The 16,189-nt window shown below is 69.7% G+C and carries 19 protein-coding genes; 9 read left to right on the plus strand and 10 right to left on the minus strand.

Annotated features, from left to right (window positions below; translation table 11 throughout):
- Nucleotides 1-14 precede the first annotated feature (14 nt).
- Together ACFUO4_RS20310 and ACFUO4_RS20315 are read right to left on the minus strand one after the other, a co-directional pair.
- Entirely contained in the window at nt 15-488 is a 474-nt protein-coding gene (locus ACFUO4_RS20310) for a pyridoxamine 5'-phosphate oxidase family protein (protein ID WP_383486525.1), read from the minus strand.
- A 73-nt stretch (nt 489-561) separates the two neighbouring features.
- Nucleotides 562-1,197, minus strand: coding sequence for a hypothetical protein (locus ACFUO4_RS20315; RefSeq protein ID WP_079311635.1), 636 nt, complete (start codon nt 1,195-1,197; stop codon nt 562-564).
- Nucleotides 1,198-1,376: 179 nt separating this feature from the next.
- On the opposite strand from ACFUO4_RS20315, the gene ACFUO4_RS20320 reads away from it, so the two are divergent.
- Nucleotides 1,377-2,186, plus strand: a complete 810-nt coding sequence (locus ACFUO4_RS20320; protein ID WP_383486528.1) for a class II aldolase/adducin family protein — start codon at nt 1,377-1,379, stop codon at nt 2,184-2,186.
- A 34-nt stretch (nt 2,187-2,220) separates the two neighbouring features.
- On the opposite strand, the gene ACFUO4_RS20325 is transcribed toward ACFUO4_RS20320, so the two are convergent.
- Nucleotides 2,221-3,099 (minus strand): DUF4429 domain-containing protein, encoded by an 879-nt coding sequence (locus tag ACFUO4_RS20325; RefSeq protein WP_383486531.1) that lies wholly within the window; start codon nt 3,097-3,099, stop codon nt 2,221-2,223.
- Nucleotides 3,100-3,286: 187 nt separating this feature from the next.
- Between ACFUO4_RS20325 and ACFUO4_RS20330 the strand changes: the two genes are divergently transcribed.
- From ACFUO4_RS20330 to ACFUO4_RS20340, 3 genes are all read left to right on the plus strand, one after another.
- Nucleotides 3,287-4,564: a hypothetical protein gene (locus tag ACFUO4_RS20330; RefSeq protein WP_079311637.1), complete on the plus strand. Its 1,278-nt coding sequence runs from the start codon at nt 3,287-3,289 to the stop codon at nt 4,562-4,564.
- A 30-nt stretch (nt 4,565-4,594) separates the two neighbouring features.
- Nucleotides 4,595-5,059 carry a hypothetical protein gene (locus tag ACFUO4_RS20335; protein ID WP_079311638.1) on the plus strand — a complete coding sequence of 155 codons (465 nt, stop codon included), beginning with the start codon at nt 4,595-4,597 and terminating at the stop codon, nt 5,057-5,059.
- Nucleotides 5,060-5,170: 111 nt separating this feature from the next.
- Nucleotides 5,171-5,707, plus strand: a complete 537-nt coding sequence (locus tag ACFUO4_RS20340; RefSeq protein WP_383486534.1) for a DoxX family protein — start codon at nt 5,171-5,173, stop codon at nt 5,705-5,707.
- Between the two features lie 21 nt (nt 5,708-5,728).
- Here ACFUO4_RS20340 and ACFUO4_RS20345 read toward each other — a convergent pair whose 3' ends face one another.
- The 3 genes from ACFUO4_RS20345 to ACFUO4_RS20355 are packed head-to-tail and all read right to left on the minus strand — an operon-like array spanning nt 5,729 to nt 7,781.
- Nucleotides 5,729-5,983 (minus strand): PASTA domain-containing protein, encoded by a 255-nt coding sequence (locus tag ACFUO4_RS20345; protein ID WP_383486538.1) that lies wholly within the window; start codon nt 5,981-5,983, stop codon nt 5,729-5,731.
- Nucleotides 5,984-6,022: 39 nt separating this feature from the next.
- Entirely contained in the window at nt 6,023-6,271 is a 249-nt protein-coding gene (locus ACFUO4_RS20350) for a hypothetical protein (RefSeq protein ID WP_383486541.1), read from the minus strand.
- Nucleotides 6,258-7,781 (minus strand): PspC domain-containing protein, encoded by a 1,524-nt coding sequence (locus ACFUO4_RS20355; RefSeq protein ID WP_383486544.1) that lies wholly within the window; start codon nt 7,779-7,781, stop codon nt 6,258-6,260. The genes ACFUO4_RS20350 and ACFUO4_RS20355 overlap by 14 nt, the downstream gene beginning before the upstream one ends.
- Before the next feature lie 154 nt (nt 7,782-7,935).
- Between ACFUO4_RS20355 and ACFUO4_RS20360 the strand changes: the two genes are divergently transcribed.
- Together ACFUO4_RS20360 and ACFUO4_RS20365 are read left to right on the plus strand one after the other, a co-directional pair.
- Nucleotides 7,936-9,267: a PspC domain-containing protein gene (locus tag ACFUO4_RS20360; RefSeq protein WP_383486547.1), complete on the plus strand. Its 1,332-nt coding sequence runs from the start codon at nt 7,936-7,938 to the stop codon at nt 9,265-9,267.
- Nucleotides 9,264-9,965, plus strand: a complete 702-nt coding sequence (locus tag ACFUO4_RS20365) for a response regulator transcription factor (protein ID WP_059192828.1) — start codon at nt 9,264-9,266, stop codon at nt 9,963-9,965. Before ACFUO4_RS20360 ends, ACFUO4_RS20365 begins: the two co-directional genes overlap by 4 nt.
- Nucleotide 9,966: 1 nt before the next feature.
- Here the strand turns inward: ACFUO4_RS20365 and ACFUO4_RS20370 are convergent, their stop codons facing one another.
- Genes ACFUO4_RS20370 through ACFUO4_RS20380 form a run of 3 tightly spaced genes read right to left on the minus strand, consistent with a single transcriptional unit; the run spans nt 9,967 to nt 11,096 of the window.
- Nucleotides 9,967-10,383, minus strand: a complete 417-nt coding sequence (locus ACFUO4_RS20370; RefSeq protein ID WP_079311648.1) for a PIN domain-containing protein — start codon at nt 10,381-10,383, stop codon at nt 9,967-9,969.
- Nucleotides 10,383-10,607, minus strand: coding sequence for a type II toxin-antitoxin system VapB family antitoxin (locus tag ACFUO4_RS20375; protein ID WP_079311649.1), 225 nt, complete (start codon nt 10,605-10,607; stop codon nt 10,383-10,385). The genes ACFUO4_RS20370 and ACFUO4_RS20375 overlap by 1 nt, the downstream gene beginning before the upstream one ends.
- A gap of 27 nt (nt 10,608-10,634) precedes the next feature.
- A complete protein-coding gene (locus tag ACFUO4_RS20380; protein WP_079311644.1) occupies nt 10,635-11,096 on the minus strand; it encodes an ATP-binding protein in 462 nt (153 codons plus the stop codon).
- 144 nt (nt 11,097-11,240) lie between these two features.
- Between ACFUO4_RS20380 and ACFUO4_RS20385 the strand changes: the two genes are divergently transcribed.
- The 3 genes from ACFUO4_RS20385 (at nt 11,241) to ACFUO4_RS20395 (ending at nt 13,366) form a co-directional block, all read left to right on the plus strand.
- The gene (locus ACFUO4_RS20385; protein ID WP_079311645.1) at nt 11,241-12,038 is read left to right on the plus strand and encodes a helix-turn-helix transcriptional regulator; all 798 of its coding nucleotides are present in this window, start codon (nt 11,241-11,243) and stop codon (nt 12,036-12,038) included.
- Nucleotides 12,035-12,223: a DUF397 domain-containing protein gene (locus tag ACFUO4_RS20390; protein WP_079311646.1), complete on the plus strand. Its 189-nt coding sequence runs from the start codon at nt 12,035-12,037 to the stop codon at nt 12,221-12,223. The genes ACFUO4_RS20385 and ACFUO4_RS20390 overlap by 4 nt, the downstream gene beginning before the upstream one ends.
- 288 nt (nt 12,224-12,511) lie before the next feature.
- The gene (locus ACFUO4_RS20395; protein ID WP_079311943.1) at nt 12,512-13,366 is read left to right on the plus strand and encodes a hypothetical protein; all 855 of its coding nucleotides are present in this window, start codon (nt 12,512-12,514) and stop codon (nt 13,364-13,366) included.
- Here ACFUO4_RS20395 and ACFUO4_RS20400 read toward each other — a convergent pair.
- On the minus strand, nt 13,344-16,187 hold the full coding sequence (locus ACFUO4_RS20400) for a KGGVGR-motif variant AAA ATPase (protein ID WP_383486554.1): 2,844 nt from the start codon (nt 16,185-16,187) through the stop codon (nt 13,344-13,346). The two genes, ACFUO4_RS20395 and ACFUO4_RS20400, sit on opposite strands and share 23 nt — an antisense overlap.
- Nucleotides 16,188-16,189 lie beyond the last annotated feature (2 nt).

Below are 16,189 nucleotides of genomic sequence, written 5' to 3' on the forward strand. Positions count from 1 at the left end.
CCCTGTAGGTCTTCCTAGGTCCGCTTGAGAGTCCGCACCGGCTCTCCGGGCTTCCAGACCTGGACGACGAGGTACTTGTCGTCCTCGACGTAGGTCCTGACGACCTCCGTCAGCTCGGTGCGGAAGAGGTGGAACGGCTCCGGCGGTTCCACCTCTTCGCCGTATGCGGCCTTGGCCGCGGCGTCCGTCACCTCGAACGCCCGCCCGCTGACGCGCACATCGCCGCCGCCCATGCTCTGACCCTCCCCGGGATTGGCGTGCAGCGCGAACCGGGGGTCGCGGAGCAGGTCCCGGGCCTTGAGCGAGTCAGGCATCATGCCGAGCCACAGCTCGCCGCCCAGGAAACGGACCTCCAGGCCGGTCAGACGCGGGGAGCCGTCCCTGCGCAGGGTGCCCAGGACATGGTGGGTGAACGCGCCGAAGCGCTCCTCGACAAGCCGGGCGAGATCGGGTTCGGCGGCGGTGAAGGCGGACCAGTTCGCAGTCATACGACGAGTGTGGCGCCGATACCCGACACCTGCTGTCCGGTATTACGCGGGCGCACGTGGCGTACGGATCGGGTCACGCGCCTTGCGTGGCGTACGGCAGCGGGCGCACGTACCGCTCACGCCCCGCGTCGTCCCGTACCTGCGTGCAGCCGGCCGCCGTCAGCTGCGCGGCCAGCTTGGCGCGGCGGACCGTGTTGATGCGGAGGGCGCCGTACATGAACGCCGGTATCAGCACGGCGAGCGGCAGGAGGACGGCGTACTTGCCGGTCAGCGGGGCCATCAGCAGGAACAGGGCGGCGGCGCCCCAGCCGATGGTCTTGAGCTGCCGGGGGTTGCCCGCCTCGATCAGGGCGTCGTACTTGATGAGCGCGATGATCAGGTCGACGTCGGCCTGGGCCTCCGGGACCGGCGTGAGCGAGTTCAGATACATGCCGGGAACGTTGCCACCTGCCCCGACCTGCGGGAACGCGGCGAGGTTCGCGGCGGCGCGCTGCTGGGCCGCGGGGTGGGTGTCGCGGACCAGGTGGACGTGGAGGATCTTGTGGCGGCCGACGAGGCGGACACCGGCGTAGCGGAAGCCGAAGCACTCGGCGACATAGACCAGCGCCCCGAACATCTTGTGCTCGGCGAAGGGGTGGACCAGCTCGACGTGGTCCTGGGTCGCGAGCTGCCGCATGAGAGAGCTGAGGTGACGTTCGACGAGGCTCAAGGAGTGCTCCGGGATGACTGAAAACAGGTGCTGAAGTGTCGGGAACTTGTCCTTCCGCACACCAGACCGCCGAGCCGCCGGAAGGGTTGCGCACGGCATCGTTACCTCTTACGCCTGTTCTCCTGCGCTGACCGACGGTAACTTCCGCCCCGTAAAGCAACCCCAGTGCTGGAGGACCGATGCACGGGACGTATGAACCGGGACCGACCCCGCCGGCCCCCCTGCCCACCGACACCCTCCGGTTCGCGATGCCGCCGATGCACGACTCGGTCGAGGACGAGCGCCGGCACCGCAAGGAACGGCTGGCGGGCGCGCTGCGGATCTTCGGGCGGCAGGGCTTCGAGGACGGGGTCTCCGGCCACATCACCGCACGCGACCCGGAGTTCACCGACTGCTTCTGGGTCAATCCGTTCGGCATGCCCTTCAAGCACGTCACCGTCGGCGACCTGGTCCTCGCCAACGCCGACGGGCAGGTCGTCGAAGGCCGCTACCACGTCAACCAGGCCGCCTTCACCGTGCACGCCCAGGTCCACGCCGCCCGGCCCGATGTCGTCGCGGTCGCCCACTGCCACTCCGTGCACGGCCGCGCCCTCTCCGCCCTCGGCGAGCTCCTGGACCCGATCACCCAGGAGAGCTGCGCGTTCTACGAGGACCACGCGGTCTACGACGCCTATTCGGGCGTCGCCGTCGACACCGCCGAGGGCCGCAGGATCGCCGCCGCCCTGGGCTCCGGCAAGGGCCTGGTGCTGCGCAACCACGGCCTGCTGACCGTCGGCGACTCGGTCGACGCGGCGGCCTGGTGGTTCCTGTCCATGGAGCGCTCCGCCCAGGTCCAGCTGACGGCCAGGGCGGCGGGCCGCCCGATCCTGATCGACCACAAGGCGGCCGTCGCGACCAGGGAGCAGTTGGGCGGCGACCTGGTCGCATGGATCAACTACCAGCCGCTGTGGCAGGACATCAGCCGGAGCGAGCCGGATCTGCTGAGCTAGGGGCCTGCTCTGCGGACCAGGTCGCAGGGCAGCCCTAGAAGCCTCTGAGGATGACCGCCTTGGTCATCGCGAACTCCTCGTCCGTCAGGACCCCTTCGCGATGCAGCTCCCCCAGCTCCCGCAGTCTGCGCAGCAGTACGTCGTGGTGGTCGGCCTGCGACGGCACCGTCGGCGGGAGTTGCGGCGGATGATCGCTCCCCGCGCGGGTGGAGGGATGCGGGAGGCGGGCGGTGACCGCGGTGGCCACCAGGGCCGTGAGCAGATCGCGGCGGGCGCTGCCCCACAGGTCCAGGGCGTACGGGTCCTTCTCGGGCGGGAGTTTGGAGAACGCCGTCTCGAGGGTCACGAACCGCAGGAAGCCGTCCTCGTAACCGGAGTTGGGCAGCCATTCCACGCCCACCAGGTCGGAGAGCGCGATGATCCGCGGGCCGGTCGCCCGTTTCACCCGGTCCGAGGTGTCGGCCCAGTCGATGCGGACCTGGAGGCCGTCGAAGGAGACGCTGCCGTCGGAGGAGCGCACGGACACCGGGACCGGCGGCCCTGACAGCAGATACGTCTTCGTCGGGTCCTTGGGGATCTGGTCGAGCAGCAGCGCCCGCCGGATCTCCTCCGCCACGTACTCCGCGACCCCGGCCCGGTCGACGTCCACCGCGAGGCGGTACGGGTCCGCCGCGTCCGGCAGCCGCCCCCCGGTCGCCTGCAACAGCGGATCGGCGCCCTCGCGCAGCCGCATCCGCAGCCGCCCCCGCTTGCGTTCGGGCTCGAAGACGACACCCGAGACGGCCTCCAGAGGCACGGCGATCTCCCCGTACGTCTGCCGGAACAGCGGCACCGAACGGTGGAGTCCCGGCGTGATCCTGACCGTTGTGCCGTCGAAGGCCCAGGTCCCGTCGCGCTGGATGATCTCGGCCATACAGAAATTCTCGCAGCCAGGTCAACACGGCGACCCCGGCTTCACCCGCCCTGACCAGACCTGCCGGACGAGGGCGCCGTGGCGTAGGGCACAATTCGCTGTCATCGCACGGGAGTTGCAAGGCGGCCGCCGAGGCATCGGCAGGGGCCGCCCACAGCGGAGATCGCGGGGAAGGCGGGCGTCGGGCGTGGCGGTGCAGGAGGCGAGACAGAGCGCGGATGCGGGCGCGCACGGAGGCGGCTGCACCTGCGGGGACTGTCCGCACGGGGCGCGGGAGGGGCACCGGCGGGCGGTCGCCGAATTCCTCCTGAAGCGGGACGAGTTCGCCGCCGGGCAGGGCCTGCCGGCCGCCGTGGCCCACTCGGCCTCGGCCTCCCGTCAGTGGGTGTCGGAGGAGCTGACCCAGTCCGCGGAACTGGTCGCCGAACGCGGCCGCGCCGAGGGCGAGGCGTGGCTGGCCCGGCTGTGGAGGCGCACCGCCTGCACGGTGTGGGCGGGTGTCGTCGTCCTCCTGCTCGTCCAGGCGCTGACGGCGATCGGCGCGGGCTGGACCGCGGCCCGCACCGCCGGGCTGCTGGCCGCCGTGCTGACCGCCGGTGCCCTGACCGCGGCCTCCTGGTTCCATCGCGCCCGGGGCGGCGCGCTGGCCCCGGTGATCGGCGAGGACAACCGCCTCTCCACCTCCCGCGCGGTCGCCGTGGCCTGGGTGCTGTTCGTCGTGTACGCGGTGCTCGTCCTCGTCGGCCGTCTCGCCGCCGCGTCCGACCCGGCCGAGCGCGACACCCTGATCTCCGGGCTCGAACTCGCCCGCGGTGCCGGGGTGGTGACCGTCCTCGCCGTGGTCTGCGGGATCGCGGTGCTGGTGCGGCGCGTGGTCGGGCTGCGGGTGCTCGGGCAGCGGCTGCAGAAGGTACGCGCCGACCGCCCCAGGGCCGCCGACCTGCTCACCGACGACGCCGGGCGCGGCACCTTCGCCGACATCCAGTACGTCGTCATCGGCGCGGTCGCCCTGCTGTTCGCCGCGGTGCGGCTGGCCCGCCGCCCCGACCAACTCCCCGACCTTCCCTGGGGGCTGGCGGTCGTGGTCCTCATCTCGGCCGCGACCTACCTGGCCGGCAAGTACGCCGAGGGTGGCCGTCCCGTCATCCTCTCCGTCGTCCGCGCCCGCGAGGCCGGCGACCTCGACGCCCCGATCCGCACCGGCGACGACATCGAGATCCGCGGCGCCGGGTTCGTACCACCGGGCGCCCAGGGCGCGGAGCGGCTGTCCCGTATGACCGTCCGCGTGGGCGCCGTCCATGTCCATGTCCCGCTCGTCCCGGTGACCGGCGGCTTCAGCAACCCCACGGACGCCGTCCTGACCGTCCCCGTCCCGGCGGACGTGGAACCGGGCCGGGTGGAGGTCCAGGTCATCACCGCGGCGGGCGTGGAGACCAACCGCTACGCGATCGATGTGACGGACTGAACCGAGATGACCGAGAGAGAGGCCTGAGCCATGAGTGAAGACGTGCTGTCCGTCATCCCGGTCGACCCGCACTGGCAGCCCCAGGAGGCGGGCGCCCTGCGCGCCGAGGCTCTCGTGACCGAGCTGGTCGGCGGCCTCGACCCCGACACTGACGTCGAGATCGACGTCGACTGGTACGAGCTGCCCTCCGTGGTCGACAGCGCGCAGAACCTGGAGCGGATCGGCTGTCCGCGCTGCCGGGAATCGATCGACCTCGCCTGGTGGGCCGACCTCGTCGAGGACCACGAGGACGGCTTCCCGACCCTCGACGCGACGGTTCCCTGCTGCGGGGCCGCCGTCTCGCTGGACCAACTGGACTTCGACTGGCCCTGCGGATTCGCCCGGTTCGAGATCGCCGCCTGGAACCCGGGACTCGTCTGGTTCAGCGACGAGGAACTCGCAGCCGTCGGAACGGCGCTGGGGCACCCGGTACGGCAGATCCGGGCCCACATCTGAGCCCCTGAACCGCACCGAAAACACCTCCGTCAGCATTGAGCGGCATCTCCCTTTCGTACGTATCGTCTTTTGAGGGGTCACGGCACGCTGGGTGAGAGGCGGCTAGGAGCGATGACTCACGGTTTTCGTACGGACACGCACACCCCCTACTTCGACGGTGGCCGCCGCGGCTGGCGCGACACCGCCACCCACTACGCGCTGCTCCCGCTCCGCGTCTTCCTGGGCGTCACCTTCATCTACGCCGGACTGGACAAGCTCACCGACAGCGCCTTCATGAAGGACTCTGGCGTGGGCTCGATCGGCGACCAGATGCGCAACGTCAAGCAGTCGTCGGCGATCCCGGCCATGGTCGACATGGCCCTCAACAACCCCGTCGGCTTCGGCTACGCCATCGCCTTCGGCGAACTGGCCGTAGGCCTCGGCACCCTTTTCGGCCTCCTGGCCCGCCTCGCGGCGCTGGGCGGAGCCCTGATCTCCCTCTCCCTCTGGCTGACGATGAGCTGGGCCGCGGAGCCCTACTACTACGGCAACGACCTCGCCTACCTGATGGCCTGGCTGCCGCTGGTGCTGGCCGGGGCGCCCTATCTGTCGCTGGACGCGCTGATCAGAAACCGACGCCGAGAACCGAGCGGGGCCTCGGCCTGGTGACGGGGGTGCCGCTTCCCGCCGTCAGCCGGCGTCGTCCGATCGCCGCCGCTCGGCGGGCGGCGGATCCAGCGTCGTCCAGATCCTGACCACGCCGACACGCTCTGCCAGGGTTCCGGGCGGCGGCTCCTGATAAGCGATGACCATGCTCCGCGGCAGTTGCTGATCCATGTTGTAGTAGCCCAGGAACAGCCCGAGTTCACGGCAGAGAGCGTGGGCTTCTCCCCCTGTCATCCCCACCAGGTCGGGAACTTCGATACTCGCCGCCCACTCACCCATCCCCACACCGTACGGCTGACCGGCCGGTGGCGGGCAGGCCTACCCGGGTATCTCCGGCGAAGGCTCCTCCGGTGTCCCCGTGCCGCGCGGCGTTCTGCGGCGGCGTCGGACCGACCGGGTCAGCAGTCCCACCGCGCCTGCCAGGCACAGGCCCGCCGTGACCACGGGGATGACGGCGAACCACGGGGTTTCCCAGGCACCGCCCGCGTCTCCGGCGTAGATGATGCCTGCCAGGGTCAGGAAGAAGCCGGCGATCAGCTTGCCTGGGCGGAATTCATGACGCAGCACGGCTCACCTCCGCCTGTCCGACGCCGACCTGGAGGTCGATGTCGAGGGTGCCGGAGGGCTTGACACCCTTGGCCGGGGTCAAGGTGGCCTCCTTGTACTTGCCCGGTTCCACGTCCACGTCCTCCTGGTTGTCACCGGGCAGCTGGATGTCGCCCACGCCCACGTCGATGTGGACCTTCACCGTCGCGTCCTTCGGCACGATCACCTTCAGCTTGCCGACCCCGACCTCGGCTCTGGTCGTCACCGTCCGCGCCTTGGTGAGGTCCAGCTTGCTCAGATCGAGCGTGCCGACGCCGGTGCCCAGGTCGTACTTCGGCTGGACGTCCGCCACCGCTGCGGGCCGCCAGTTCTCCCGGACCCAGTCGGTGCCGATGTCCTTGGGCACGGCGGCCGCCCCGGCGAGCAGACCCGACGTGAGCACCGCCAGGAAGATCGAGCCCGCCCCCGTACGCCCGAAGAACGAACTGACCGCGATACCGAGGCCCAGGACGATCAGCGCGCAGGCCAGACCGGTCTGGAGGCTGGTGCCGAGCGGGTGCTCGTCCCACGTCAGCCCCGTACCGAGACCGGCGGCGAGCAGGGCGAGCAGGAAGATCCAGCCGCCGATCCAGCGCGGGCCGCGCTGCCGGGAGGGCTGCGGGCGGGCGGTGCGCAGGTCCGCACCGGTGTGGCCGTAGCCACGGGCCAGGCTGAAGTCGATGGCGTCCGCGATGTCGCGGGTGCGGGAGTCGCCGGGGCCCCACAGATAGCCGGTGCCGCCCTCGTGGGTGCCGTCCTTGACGATGGGGTCGCGCCACCAGGAGGGGTAGGTGACGCTGACCGGCGGGGCCTGGGCCTCCGGCGGGGCGTCGGCGGCGGCCTGGGCGGCCAGCGGGTCGGTGTCGGGGGTGCCGCGCTGCCGCGACCAGTACCCGGCGCCCGCGAGGAGTAGGGAGACCACGACGGCGAAGGCCAGCACCGTGCCGTTGTTCAACATCGTCAGGAACACGCCGCAGCCGACCAGCGCGAACAGCACGGCCGTCAGGGCCTGGCCGTCGACTCGGCCGGTCAGCAGCTTGCGGACCTCGTTCTCCTCGTCGTCCTCGTACGGCACGAAGAGCCAGGCGAAGCCGTAGAAGATGAGGCCGATGCCGCCGGTCGCGGAGAGCACGGCGAGGGTGATCCGGAAGATCACCGGGTCCATGTCGTACTGCCGCCCCAGCCCGGCGCACACGCCCGCGAGCGTCTTGTGCTGCCGGTCGCGGCGGAACTTCGACGGCGGCGCGGCCGTTTCCCCCTCGCCGGGAGGACGGCCCCTGTCCCCGCCGGCAGAGCGAACCCTGTCCTCGCCAGGAGGACGAACCCCGTCGCGGTCGCCCGTCGGTCCAGCCGCGCCCGGCCGCTCCTCTTCCTTCCGCGCACCCGCCCGCTCGTGCGCGCGCGGTTCCTCACCGGCGGCGGTCGCGGAGGGCGCGGCGGACGAGGCGCCCTCGTCGGGCGCCGGGTCCGCGGCGTGCTGGTGATCTGTCATGTGTCCATGGTGACGGGCGAGCCGCCGCGACGGGAGTCGGAACGACCCTGGCCGGACCCTGATATCGCCCCTGACCCGACGCCGGGGAGACGTGCGAGGACCGTGCCGTTTCTGCGCGTCTCGAAGATCAGGGGAGTCTAGGGGGCCGACCCTGATGCTCCGGCCGTCGCGCCGTGTGAACATCGATGGCATGCCGGAAGCAGCCGCAGCAGCGCCACTCGTCGAACCGCGGCCGCCGCGCAAGCTCTACCGCAGCAGTGACGGACGCTGGCTGGGGGGTGTGGCGCGGGGGCTCGCCGGGCATCTCGGGCTGCCCGTGATCTGGGTGCGGCTCGTGTTCGCCGGGCTGTTCATGGCGGACGGCCTCGGCGCCCTGCTGTACGCCGCCTTCTGGTTCTTCGTGCCGCTCGGCGTCGGAGGCGTGAGCGGCCAGAAGCCCCCGTCCTTCGTCACCACCGAGACCTCCCCCGACGGCCGCCGCCGCCTCGTCGCCCGCAGACCGGACAAGGGCCAGATCGTCGCCCTGCTCCTCATGGTCGTCGTGGCCATGGTCTTCGTGGGCAACATCAACCTGGGCACGGGCGCGAAGGCCTACCTCTGGCCCGCCGTGCTCGTCGGCGCCGGCGTGGCCCTGGTCTGGCGCCAGGCCGACAACGCCCGCCGGGCCCGCTGGGCCGAGGTCGGCCGCCGCAGGCGGACCCTCAGCCTGCTGCGCGCCGCGGGCGGCGTCCTGCTGGTCACGGCCGGGGTGTCCGGCATCTTCGTCATGCAGGGCTCGGCCGCCCACCTCGGCTCCGTCCTCCAAGCGGCCCTCGCTGTCCTGGTCGGCATCACACTCCTCGCTGGCCCCTACCTCGTACGCATGACCCAGGACCTCTCCGAGGAGCGCCTGATGCGCATCCGCGCCCAGGAGCGCGCCGAGGTCGCCGCCCATGTCCACGACTCCGTGCTGCACACCCTGACCCTGATCCAGCGCAACGCGGAGAACGCCGGCGAGGTGCGCCGCCTCGCCCGCGCGCAGGAGCGCGACCTGCGCACCTGGCTCTACAAACCCGAGGGCACGGGCAAGGACGAGGCCGACGAACCCGACACCCTCGCCGAGGCGGTCCGGCGCAACGCGGCCGAGGTCGAGGACAAGCACGGCGTCCCCCTGGAGGTCGTCATCGTCGGCGACTGCCCCCTCGACGAACGGATCGGGGCACAGATGCAGGCCGCGCGCGAGGCGATGGTGAACGCGGCCAAGTACGGTGGCGAGGGCGGCGCGGTGCAGGTCTACGCCGAGGTCGAGGGAAAGACGGTCTTCGTGTCGGTCCGGGACCGCGGCCCCGGCTTCGACCCCGACTCGATACCCGCCGACCGCATGGGTGTCAGAGAATCGATCATCGGCCGCATGGAGCGCCACGGCGGCACGGCCCGCCTGCGCGCGGTGCCGGGCGGCGGCACGGAGGTCGAGCTGGAGATGGAGAGGGCGGAGAAGACGTCATGAGTGACCCGACCGAGGCGAACGACACAGCGACGGGCGAGCGCCGGGTGCGAGTGGTCCTCGTCGACGACCACCGAATGTTCCGTACGGGCGTCCAGGCGGAGATCGGCCAGACCGAGCAGACCGGCGTGGAGGTCGTCGGCGAGGCCGCCGACGTCGACCAGGCGGTCACGGTCATCACCGCCACCCGCCCCGAGGTGGTCCTCCTCGACGTCCACCTCCCCGGCGGCGGCGGAGTAGAAGTCCTGCGCCGCTGCGCCCCGTTGATGGCGGACGCGGAGCAGCCGGTGCGGTTCCTGGCGCTGTCGGTGTCGGACGCGGCGGAGGACGTGATCGGGGTGATCCGAGGCGGAGCAAGGGGCTACGTCACGAAGACGATCACAGGCACGGACCTCGTCGACTCCATCTTCCGTGTCCAGGACGGCGACGCGGTGTTCTCCCCGAGGCTGGCCGGCTTCGTCCTGGACGCCTTCGCCTCGACGGACGCGCCGCCGGTGGACGAGGACCTCGACCGCCTCACGCAGCGCGAGCGCGAGGTACTGCGACTGATCGCGCGCGGCTATGCCTACAAGGAGATCGCCAAGCAGCTGTTCATCTCCGTGAAGACGGTGGAGTCCCATGTGTCGGCGGTCCTGCGGAAATTGCAGCTGTCGAACCGGCATGAGCTGACGCGGTGGGCTACGGCGCGGCGGCTGGTGTGAGTCAGTTGCGGGGGCCGTCGTGCACGTTGTGCTGGCTCAACTCCACGGCGAACCGCGCTGCCGTGACGAAGTCGGCGTCGTCGTGGAGAACGACGAGCCCGTGATGTGCCGCTGTCGCGCAGAGTTGGAGGTCGACGGCTGACAGAGATCTGTGCGCTCCGTGCTCAGCTGCACGCAGTTGGAAAGCACCGATCCAGTTGCTGACCGTCTTCGGGACGGCGACCTCGTCGTAGAGGTCGGTGAACATGTCGCGGAAGGCCTGGTACTCCTTGAGGTCGCGCGCTGACCGGAGGAATTCAGCACGCTGCGGGTAGCAGGACAGGACATCGCCATCCGTGACCACCGGACGCCAGGCTTCGTGCAGGTCGCGATCGCGGAGCAGGCGCCACAATGCCGATGAGTCGAGGAGATAGCGCATCACGGACGCACGACATCCTTGTCCGCGCGGTGCGCCTTCTCGGCGCCCTCGATGTCCCAGTCCTGAGCCATGTCGAAGTACTTGTCGTAGGCGGCGGACCTGGCCAGACGCTTGTTGTATGCCTCCAGCGCTGCCGCCACCGCAGCGGTCTTGGTCCGGTGGCCGCCCAGGCGTTTCGCTGTCTCCAGAGCCTCGTCGTCGATGTCGATGTGGGTGAGGGACATACAGGCCTCCGGGATGTACATGGATGCCTACTGAAGTAGGTCGTTATTGTACATCGGGACGCTCTTGGGGGCGTCCTCGCGTGCGCCGGTGCCGAGGGAGAACCAGATCGTCTTGCCCACTCCGTGCGGGCGGGGCGCTGTGCCCCACTCGTCGGCGAGCAGGGTGAGGAGGATCAGGCCCCGGCCCGACTCGTCCTCCGGGGACGGGTTCCGGAACGTCGGCATCGTGTCGCTCGCGTCCGTCACCGAGACGTGGAGGCTGTGGCCGTCGCCGTCGTCCAGGGCGCAGCGGATGCGGATCTCTCGGCCGGGGGAGACGTGGGCATGGCGGTAGGCGTTGGTCATCAGCTCGCTGAGCAGGAGTACGGCCGTGTCGGTGATCGCGTCCGGGAGTTTCCAGTCGGCGGCCTGCGCCCGGAGGAGGGCGCGGGCACGGCCCACGCTGCGGGGGTGGCGGGGCAGTTGCCACTCGGCTGCTACCTCGGGCATGCGCGGTTCTCTTCCGTGTGGGTGGTTCTCCGTCATTTGCCGTGATCAGGCTGGTGGTTGACGCGTAACCTCGGGGAGTGGCGGGGTGCGTACAGAGGGTGTGTGTACACGGGGTGTCGGCGGGAGACGGGTGGGGCGCGAAGGATGACTCAGCCGAACTGGCGGTACTGCGGCGGGCAGGTCAAGTTGTGGCGCGAGGAGGCGGGGGTCGGCCGTCAGGCGCTCGCCGAAGAGGCCGGTTACGACTACGAGTACGTGAAGTCGATGGAGTGCGGGCGGCGTCGGCCGACGTTGCGGTTGTTGCAGGTCGCAGACCAGATGTGCGGGGCGCGGGGGAAGTTGCTGGCGGGGCATGAGTTCCTGAAGCCGGAGCCGTTTCCGGCGCGGTCGCAGGAGTACATGGAGCTGGAGGCCGAGGCGATCGCCGTGCACGACTATTCGCTGGGGCTGATTCCGGGCTTGTTGCAGACCCGGGAGTACGCGACTGCGCTGATCAGCGACAGTTGCCCGCCGTTGGACGACGAGACTGTGGAGGAGCGGGTTCGCGGACGACTGGCCAGGCAGGAGGCGTTGAAGCGCCGAACGGGCACGGTGTACGGCTTCGTCATCTATGAGGCTGCGTTGCATACGGGAGTTGGCGGCTGTGAGGTCATGCGAGGTCAATTGCTGCACCTGCTGGAGGTCGGCTCACGGAGGAACGTGTCCATCCAGGTGCTGCCCTTTGGCAAGTGTGGGGGCCTCGCACTCAACGGGTCGTTCATTCTGTTGGAGACGGCTGACCGTGAGCACTTCGCCTACGTCGAGAGCCCGGAGACCAGTGCGCTCCACGCTGATGCGCACAAGGTCAGTGACCTCGCACAGGCGCATGGCATGATCCGCATGCAGGCTCTTGGAGTTGAGGAGTCGGCTGCGTTCATCAGGAAGGTGGCACAGGAGCTATGAAGACTGAGCTGTCGTGGTTCAAGTCCAGCTACAGCGACTCCCAGGGCGGCGCCTGCCTGGAAGTCGCCCTCCACCTCCACGCCATCCACGTCCGAGACTCGAAGCTCGGAGCACAAGGCCCCCGTTTCGACGTGAACGCCGACGCCTGGGCCGCCTTCATCGCCTACGCCTCCCGCGAGGCCTGAGCCCCGGGCTTCGGGCGTCGAGATCCGAGCTCCTCTTTCAAGGAATGGGCGGAAAGAATCCACCCACCCTCCCGCCCTCCCCGCGCCAACTCGCCCGCGCACCAGCCGAGATGACTTTTTGTGATCGGCTTGCGACGCGCAGTCGCGACCCTCTAGCGTTCGCGACAACAAACAACCCCGGTCGGGTGTTACCAGCACCCGCCGGGGTCTCGCCCCAAGATCGAAAGCAGCGATCCCGTGGCTTACGAAAACCCTAACGCGACCCTGCCCGCGCCCGCAGCCCATCCCATGGCCAAGCCCGGCTACGGCAAACGCTCCGCGCCGGACCAGCAGATGTCCCGCATCGGCGACTTCGCCCAACTGCCACCCCGCGAGGCCTATCTCGCGAGCCTCATCGACCAGCTCCCCGAGAACGCGGCGATGGACGCCAAGACCCTCGCCAAGGCCCAGCCCCTCTATGGCCAGCAGGCGGTCCGCTCGGCGCTCAACGAACTCGGGCGCGCTGGGCATCTACGGCGCGTGCGGCGTCGTATCCCTCCTGCTGAGGGCGAGACCGGCACGCGGTGGGTGTTCCACACCTTCTGGTCACGTACCGCACGTGACGACGAATGGTGGGCCGGGACCCTCGAAGGTGACGCCGAGCCGGAGGCCGAGCCCGAGGTCGTCGGCGTGGACGACGTAGCGCCGCCTTCCGAGGCCTACGTCGCCCTCGCCCGACTCGGCCTCCAGGAACCCCGGTTGGCCCTCTCCTCCGCCGACTGCACCGCGCTCGAACCACTGGCCGCCGAATGGCTGGCGCGAGGCGTGCTCCCCGACCAGCTGACGCGCATCCTCGTCGCCGGGCTCCCGGACCCGGTGCACGCGCCCCGCGCCTTCTTGCGGCGCCGACTCACCGACAAGCTGCCACCCGACCGCCCCGCTCCCACGCCGAGCCCGCGTTCCCCTCACCTGATGGAGTGCACCGACTGCGGTGTGCTCGGGCGGCCGGAGGCGCTTCCCGGGGGCCTGTGCCTGGCCTGCCGGGGAGGGAGTGACGGTGGGTCGGCACAGCGGACCGTGATGGGATCTGTCGCTGTGCAGGCTCGGGCCGCGGAGGTACGGGCGTTGATCCGTACAGTAGCTACGGCTCGACAGGTGGTGTGAGGGAGCGGCGTCCGCCTCGACGCATGCGCCACGCGATCAGGGAAGCCAAAGCGGAAGAGGGGGCGGCCACGGATGGCAGGATCGACGCCCAGATTGTTGTGCCATCGGTGGCCAGGAGGTAAACGCCGATCAGCGAAAGTGTCAGGGCGGCGCCCGACAGGAGGTTGGCTAAATACCTCATGCCGCGCGATCTGCTGACGTCGACCAACGATGCCCGAACGTACTCCTCCTCAAGCGGCGTGACGGCGATGCTCAACTCTGCTGTGCCGTCGCGGAGCAGCAAAAGGGACGGTTCACTGAGCAGCCCTTCTCGACGATGTCCCGATTGATACCAATCCTTTGCGGCGTACCAGAGTTGCTGGCGCAGTGAAAGCTCGGCCCTGACCTCGTCGACCCAGGTGAGGAGTCTGGGCCACGCGCTGATCAGCGCGTGGTGCGCGAGCAGGACCTGAGGCTCGTCCCCGGCATCGGCGGAGATGACGAGAAGCCGTTGCTGAACCATCCGCTCACACACTCCCTCGGTGTCCATGCCTGCGAGGGCCGCTGTGGGGAGAGCCTGTCGCCAGTACATGCCGTCGGCGTCGACCGTCACGAGGTGCAGGAGGAGCTTGCGAGCCCGGGTTCTGTCGTCCTCGGAGAAGGAGGTGAACACCTGCTCCGCCGTCTGCGCCAGGCTGCCCATGATCCCGCCGGCTTCCAGGTACGACCGGTGGGTGAGGTACCCGTCCTCTCGCTGCTCCCACATTTTGCGGAGTGTGAACTGCAGGAGGGGCAGAGCGCCGGGTTCGTCCCCGATGTCCTGGAGCAGGCGCTCGGTGAGGCCCGGCTCCAGATGAAGTCCGGCGGTCAAAGCCGGTACTTCCACCGCTTTCCGCATCTCGGCTTCGGACAATGGCGGCACGGTCAGGATGCGCTCCACGAGGAAAGGAATGAGTTCCAGAGCGAGGGCGAGGAAGTCGGCACGCAGGACCGTGATGAGAAGTGCCTGGTTGTCGGGCTCCTTGGGTAGCTTCCGCAACAGGTCGATGATTTCGTTGCGTTGGGCCGTTCCGGCGAGAGTGAACAGCTCTTCGAACTGGTCGAGCACGATGACGACGCGGCGGTCACGCGCAAGAAGGCGAAGCGACTCCAACTGCTGGGTGCCGCTGCGATGGTCGACCCGGACAATCGGCCAGAGGGCGCTCCCGCGCAGCACGCCCTGGCGCAGCGCTGGAAGCACACCCGCATTCACGAGGCTTGTCTTGCCGCTGGCGGCACCGCCGATGATCGTGCACATACCGTCCTTGGACAGCGAGGACAGGACTTGCTCGATCAGCCCGCTGCGCCCGAAGAACACCTCCGCGTCGGCCTCGGAGAACGGTTCAAGGCCGGGGTACGGACTGCGGCCCGCATGTACGGGCTCAGGCTGGGTGTCCGCCATCCGCGTTCGCAGGCCCGCGCGTACCGTCTCCACCAGCCCCTCTGGCTCCAGCCCCGCCCGGAAGTCGAGAAACTGGAACTCTCGCAGCTCCTCCGGGGGCTGGCTCGCGCCCGGCAGCAGCACCGGGAGCACATGCGCGACTCCGCCGGCGTTCACGGTGGCCAGGAATTCGCGCTGCTGCCAGGGGCTGAGTACGCCCGGTTCACCGACCAGGAACAGGGCGAGCTTTGCCGGGACCTTGGGCAGCGGCAGGCGCGCCCCCGAGGGTGGTTCCAGCTCGGCGACACGGACATCGCGCGCCTCCAACAGGTCACGGATCTGGGCCGCAACCTCCCTGTCGCCGCCGCTGTACGACACATAGACGTCCGCCGGCGCGAACCGGGACGTGGGGTCGTACTGCGTCTCGACCGGCTCCGCCCCGCGCCCGGGACGTCCCTCCCGCCTTGCTCCCGACCGCAGCTCCGACAGCCGACTGCCTTCCGGCGCCAGCAGAGCGAGCGCGTCGCGCAGACTGTCGTACGCCCGGACCAATCCCCGTCGCTCCTCCGCCCTCCCGGGGTCCGTGATCACCTGCTCGTCGAAGGCGTACGCAGGCACATACGGAACCTGCAACTCCCAGAAACCCAGCCCCGCTTCCTCCAGCGCCTCCGGCGTATACGCATCGAAGCTCCGGCGGAATCGGTTCGCGAAGTCGTCCAGGAGGCCCGCGTCCTGCTGGTCGATCCGCGCCGGTACCACCAGCGCCTCCAGTGCCCGATCACCCCGTACCGCCCGCACCTGCGGCGACAGGAAGTGACGGACCATCCACTCCGTGCCCGCCACGTTCTGAAGGTTGGCCGCGCACAACGCCACGATCACGTCCGCCAGTTGGTAGGCACAGACCCCGCCCAGCTCCGTCACGCCCGTACGGCTGTCCACCAGGACGACGTCGTACCGCTCCGCACACGTCCTGCGGAACCACTCGAAGAACAACTCGCCCGACCAGACGTAGTAGAAGTCCTGCCAGTCGAAGCGGCGCAACTCGGCGCCGTAGCGGATCATCTGGTCGTTCGTCAGACGAAGCCCCGCCGGGATCAGGTCCAGGCGGCCGCCGTCCGAGCGGGGTGGGTAGATCGTGGAGATGTAACGGTCGAGGTCGCGGTAGGCGTCCTCCTCGCCCTCGTCCGAAGCCGAAGAAGCCACGGACATGGCGTACTTGAAGGCAAGGAGCAGGTCCAGCAGGCCTTCGCGGCCGCGCACCCGCTCGTGATCGATCGGGAAGAAGTGCTCCAGGCCCGGCGCCTCCAGGTCGAAGTCGACCATCAGGACGCGCATGCCGCTGCGCGCGAGCTGGTCGGCGATGTTGGCCAGAGCCATGGAGCGGCCGACGCCACCCTTGTAGGAGTAGAACGTGACGATCACGT

It is taken from the genome of Streptomyces sp. NPDC057280, assembly GCF_042668605.1.
Lineage (GTDB): Bacteria > Actinomycetota > Actinomycetes > Streptomycetales > Streptomycetaceae > Streptomyces.